At 29.7% G+C, this 5475-nt stretch carries 7 protein-coding genes and 1 pseudogene; all 8 read left to right on the forward strand.

All coding sequences use genetic code 11. The annotated features are described in order from the left end of the window. On the forward strand, positions 1–623 hold a 623-nt coding region (locus tag FWJ34_RS17835), incomplete at its 5' end, for a ParA family protein (RefSeq protein ID WP_308256688.1). After that, positions 623–1327 carry a Rho termination factor N-terminal domain-containing protein gene (locus FWJ34_RS17840; RefSeq protein ID WP_308256689.1) on the forward strand — a complete coding sequence of 235 codons (705 nt, stop codon included), beginning with the start codon at positions 623–625 and terminating at the stop codon, positions 1325–1327. The genes FWJ34_RS17835 and FWJ34_RS17840, both read left to right, overlap by 1 nt. 409 nt (positions 1328–1736) lie before the next feature. Further along, positions 1737–1922 (forward strand): DUF4160 domain-containing protein, encoded by a 186-nt coding sequence (locus tag FWJ34_RS17845; RefSeq protein WP_308256690.1) that lies wholly within the window; start codon positions 1737–1739, stop codon positions 1920–1922. Positions 1923–1924: 2 nt separating this feature from the next. Further along, the gene (locus FWJ34_RS17850) at positions 1925–2203 is read left to right on the forward strand and encodes a DUF2442 domain-containing protein (protein WP_308256691.1); all 279 of its coding nucleotides are present in this window, start codon (positions 1925–1927) and stop codon (positions 2201–2203) included. Between the two features lie 167 nt (positions 2204–2370). Further along, positions 2371–4611, forward strand: a complete 2241-nt coding sequence (locus FWJ34_RS17855; protein ID WP_308256692.1) for a DUF262 domain-containing HNH endonuclease family protein — start codon at positions 2371–2373, stop codon at positions 4609–4611. A gap of 117 nt (positions 4612–4728) precedes the next feature. After that, complete coding sequence (locus tag FWJ34_RS19640) at positions 4729–4821, forward strand: hypothetical protein (RefSeq protein WP_396232071.1); 93 nt, start codon at positions 4729–4731, stop codon at positions 4819–4821. A gap of 15 nt (positions 4822–4836) precedes the next feature. After that, positions 4837–5028, forward strand: a complete 192-nt coding sequence (locus FWJ34_RS17860) for a hypothetical protein (RefSeq protein ID WP_308256693.1) — start codon at positions 4837–4839, stop codon at positions 5026–5028. Between the two features lie 241 nt (positions 5029–5269). Then, a pseudogene (locus FWJ34_RS17865) lies at positions 5270–5475 on the forward strand (ParA family protein); the annotation flags it as partial.

Below are 5475 nucleotides of genomic sequence, written 5' to 3' on the forward strand. Positions count from 1 at the left end.
TAAAAACTAGTAATAATAAAGAATATGGTTTTGATATTATTCCTGCTGATGATCAGTTTTTAGAAATGGATCGAAATACAATCAATTCTTTAGGTATTGGTACTTTAAGAAAATCTTTATTCAGTTTGAGGAATGTTTATGATTATATTCTCATAGACTCTCCCCCCGGTAATGATTTTTTTAACAAGGATGCGATCGCCGCTTCAGATGTAGTGTTTATGCCTTCTAAACATAATGGTATTGCCTCTTTCAAAAATGCGGCTTCTGCTATTACAAAAATTTTCCCATCTATAGGAGAAAAGCGTCGCACTTATCAAGCTGAATTAGGAAATCCTTTTCCCTTACCTATTTTTTTTAATGGAGAACAAATTAGTAATGCCCAAAAAGAACAAGCCCAAAAAGCTATTTCAGATATTATTAAACAGGCTAAAATAGAAGATAAAATTAATCTTTTACCCTTTTTCTTTCCTAAATATACCAACGCCCAAAAAAATTTAGAAATATTTGAATTGCCGAACTATGCTCATATTGCTTCAGCATCATTTTCTAAACGTCCTGCGGTTTTTACCAGTAAAAAAGCCCGTGAATATTACACTGATTTAGTAAGGGAATATTTTATCTAATGAAACAAGAAATCGGAACATTATTACATCTTTATTTAGATGAAATTGAATTAAAAAAACCCATAGAAACTCATCCTTTTTTAATCAATAATGGAGCTAAAGCTATTAATGAGGCAAATGGGAGAAACTGGATTCCTTTAATTGTGAAACAAATAGACTCCGATAAATATGAAGTAATTGCCAATAGTTTTATCTTTGCTACTGCCCAAGAAGCAGGAATTAAAAAAGTATGGTGTATCGTTGCTGATGATTCCTTAATAACCGCAGAATCAGCAAAAATTTTGGCACAAGAAAAAATAGTAAAAATTAATTTAGCCACAGCTTCAAGAGAGGAAATAAAATTAGGACTTGATTACTTAATTAAACGTTCTATCAATCCTTTAGTTGGTGTAAATATAGCCACGGCAACAGAAAGAATTGAGAGGGCTGAGCGTCTTTCATGGAAAGAAAATTTAGCGGAAATTCCTAAGTTAAAATGTGGCATTACCCAGGGGAAAAAACTCAATATTTTTAAAGAGATATTTTACCTTAAATCTTTAGTTTCTTCAGAAGAATCTCAACCAAAACTTATTAAAACAGAGGAATTATTGCCTCAAAATTTGAATAAATTAACTTGTCAACAATTAAAAGTAATAGCAAAAGAAAGAGGTTATTCTGGTTATTCAAAAATGAAAAAACAAGAACTTCTTAAGTTATTATCATAGTCTTGTTAGGAGAAAATTTTTACATAAGAAATGATTAGAAATTGAGAGAATGCGTTCGCATTTTTGGTGAAGTGAACCTGAGTTCGACATAAGAAAAATGATGAAGGTAAGAGGGGGAGGAGGGGGAGAGGGGGAAGAAAATGACTCAAAACTCTTGTATTATCTCCTCAAAATATTAATTAAAATTAGTAAATCAGTCTTAAAAATCAATTTAGGATAATTTTTAGCCAAATCTAAATGTTATTTTATCTATTTATAAGAGATTTTATGTCGAACTGAGGTATGTGAGGTGCGATCGCATCTAAAAAAGAACTCACAATATTAAGGAGAAAAATATGCCAGAAATTAGCCGATTTTTAGGAATCATTATAACTATGTATTATAATGATCATCCGCACCTCATTTTCATGTGAGATATAACCAACAAAAAGCAATTATAGATATTGAAACATTATCTATTTTACAAGGAAAATTAAGTCCTCGAATTTTAGGGATAGTTATTGAATGGGCTTTCTTACATCAAGCTGAATTAAGAGAAAATTGGCAATTAGCAAGACAAAATCAACCATTAGAAAATATCGAACCTTTGGAGTAAAAATGTTAAAAGATATTATTGAAGTTAAACCATTAGAAAATTATCAACTTTACCTCAAATTTGAGGATAATAAAGAGGGAATAATTGATATTAGTAAAATTATCGAATTTATAGGAATTTTTACACCTTTAAAAGACCTAAATTATTTTCAAACAGTCAAATTAAATCCCGAATGGGGAACTATTTATTGGGATAATGGTGCAGATTTAGATCCTGATGTACTTTATTCTGCTATTACAAAACAATCATTACCTCAATTTTCTAGTTATGTTTATCAATAATTTTTCTATAGTATTCCTAAATCATTCATAAGAAATTATTATGAAAAATATCAAAGATAATCCCCTTTCCTTTTAAACTTTATCAAAAAATATTAAGAGCAAACTGCATAAATCCTCAAAATAGATAGGATAAATAAATATACAATCTAAATCAATCAATAATAATTATGAGCATTCAAGCAACACAACAACGATTAGATCAAATTTTTAACCTTGCTAACTATCAATTTGAAATTCCATCTTATCAACGTCCCTACGCATGGAGTAAAGATCAAATTTTAGAATTAATAGATGATATTGTTGAGGCTTTTCCATATTTTAATGATAATAGTAATGATTATTTTTTAGGCAGTATTATTCTCATTGAAAAACCCAAAAAACCTGAAGTAGAAGTAGTTGATGGGCAACAACGTTTAACAAGTTTAACCTTATTATTTTCCGTCTTTCGTCATCTTTTATCCCCTGAAAGTGACGCTCATAAATATATCGATGATTTTATCGAAAAAAAAGGAGTAAGAAATACACAGTATGGATTAAAAGTAAGAGAACAAGATGATAAATTTTTTGGCGACTATATTCGCACCGTTGGAGGTATTAAAAATTTATTAGAAAAAAGTGCAGGATTAGATACGGATAGTCAAACTTTATTAAGGGATAATGCTCGTATTTTAGTTAAAGAATTAATCGATCGTTGTCCCGAAAATGTAGAATTAGAATCATGGATTTTGCACTTGCTAGAAAATATTTTAGAAAAATGTTATTTAGTGACTGTTTCTACATCTGATTTTGATACAGCTTATCGTATTTTTTCCACTATTAATACTCGTGGTTTAGACTTGCAATTAAATGATGTTCTAAAATCGGATATTATCGGCAAAATTCAAGGAGAAAAAGAAAAAGAAAAATATACTAAAATTTGGGATCAAGAAGAAAGTGATTTAGGAAGAAAAGATTTTGAAGCCTTATTTTCTCATATTCATCGCATAAAATTAAGAGAAAAACAAAAACTAGGTTTATTAACTGAATACCGTAAAAAAATTAAACCTCAAGATAATCCGATCGAGTTTATTGATAAAGTATTAAAACCTTGCTCCGATAAATTTGAAGTTATTAGAGATCAAAAATTTACCTGTGATAATGAGGAAGATAAAAAACAAGTTAATCGTCTTTTTGGGTGGTTAAATTTAATTGATAATTCCGATTGGTTGCCTCCCGCAATTTATTTTTTAGTTAAACATAATAACAAAACATCGGACATCAAAAACTTTTTTATTAATTTAGAAAGATTGGCTGCAGGTTTAATGATTCTTCGGGCGGATATTAACGAAAGAGGAAGAAGATATGCCAAGATTTTAGATGCTATTGATGAAGATGAGCAAAAGGCTATTACAGTAACTAAAGAATTATTATCTTCTGAAGAACAAAATCAAGTTATTGAGATTCTGGACGGTAATTTATATTTACAAACTCGTAGCCGTTTATATGTGTTAAAAAGATTAGATTCTCTCCTTGCTGAAGGTGGTTTAAGTCCTAGTTTTGATGAAAAAGTAGTTACCATTGAACACGTTTTACCGCAAAATCCTAAATCTGATAGTGAGTGGTGTCAAATTTGGCAAGATGAAGCAAGAGAAAAATGGGTACATCGTTTAGGTAATTTAGTTTTACTTTCTCGTCAGAAAAATTCTCAAGCTCAAAACTATGATTTTGAAGATAAAAAAGAGAAGTATTTTGACAAAGGTAATCCCACTATTTTCCCTATAACTGTTAATGTAATTCGCCAAACTGAGAAAAAAACAGAACAAATTAATTGGAATGAGCAAATAGTTGAATATAATCAACAAGAGTATTTACAAAAATTACTCAATCTTTGGAATTTAGAACAATCAATTATTCCCACATCTGTTGTTGAACCAAAAAAACCAAAAACGACAAAGAAAGACTTAATAGAAAGTCCAGATTTTTATGTTAATTTTCTTGAAGGCGATCGATCTTGGGAAGACTGGCAAAAATACGGCTTTATCGCTGGAGGTAATGGTAAATGGTACAGTCAAACTCTCAAAAACTTATCTCAGGGAGATCGAATCTTTGTTAACTATTGTGGTAGTGGTTATGTAGGTTCCGGCATTGTAGAAAAAACCGTTGTACCCGTCAATGATTTTTACATAGAAATTAATGGGGAAAAAGTACCTATTTGGAAAGCACCAATACAATCAAAAAATATAGATCACGATCGAGATGATTTGGATTTATGCGAGTATTTTGTCAAAGTAAAATGGTTAAAAACATTGCCTAAAAATGAAGCCTATTGGGAAAAAGGAATGTTTGCCATTACCCATACCTGTTGTCGCTTACGTCATCAAGAAACACGAGAGAAGCTATATAAACATTTCGGCATCGATCATGAATAACTTTTGATTTGTAGTAAGGGATGAGCGCCCTTCTAAATGTCAAAAATGGTCAAAGTCTAATCAATACAACATAAATTTTACCAACTAAACTATTTACAAAATATCAAAGGGATTGTTATTTTAGATATTTTTGATAAAACAACCAATAAAACCCCTAAAAAAGTTATAGAAATTTGTCAAAAAAGATTGAGACAGTATCATAATATTTAATCAGGAGTTACATAGATGAATAAAACAAAAATTGAAAGACTAAAAGCTCGAGGTTGGGAAATAGGAAATACCTCAGATTTTTTGAATTTAAGTCGAGAAGAAATAGCATTTATTGATTTAAAAATAGCTTTAAGTAAACAATTAAAAGAATTAAGATTATCTCAAAATATTTCTCAGGAATCCTTAGCAAAAAAAATCAAAAGATGAACTTTACTCAACTATCGATGAATGTAAGTTAGATTGTTTACATACAATTCAAAACTTTTGGGATACTATACTGAATGATTTTGAAGGGGAATTACCAAATAATTTTCCCACTTTTAAGACCAAAAGTGATGATTGAATAAAAGACGATCGACTTTTTGTGCCGAGGGAGGTGCGATCGCCTCTATAACTCAGACAAAAAAATTAGGATAAAATAATCATAAAGTAGTCACAATTATTAATTATGAAAAGTGTCGAATTATCACAATTTTTCTTAGACTACAAAAATCAAAATATTGAGGATGTAATCTCTAGCTATCGGTTAAAAACTAGTAATAATAAAGAATATGGTTTTGATATTATTCCTGCTGATGATCAGTTTTTAGAAATGGATCGAAATACAATCAATTCTTTAGGTATTGGTACTTTAAGAAAATCTTTATTCAGTTT

The sequence above is a fragment of the Geminocystis sp. GBBB08 genome (assembly GCF_016743215.1).
Taxonomy (GTDB): Bacteria; Cyanobacteriota; Cyanobacteriia; order Cyanobacteriales; family Cyanobacteriaceae; genus Geminocystis.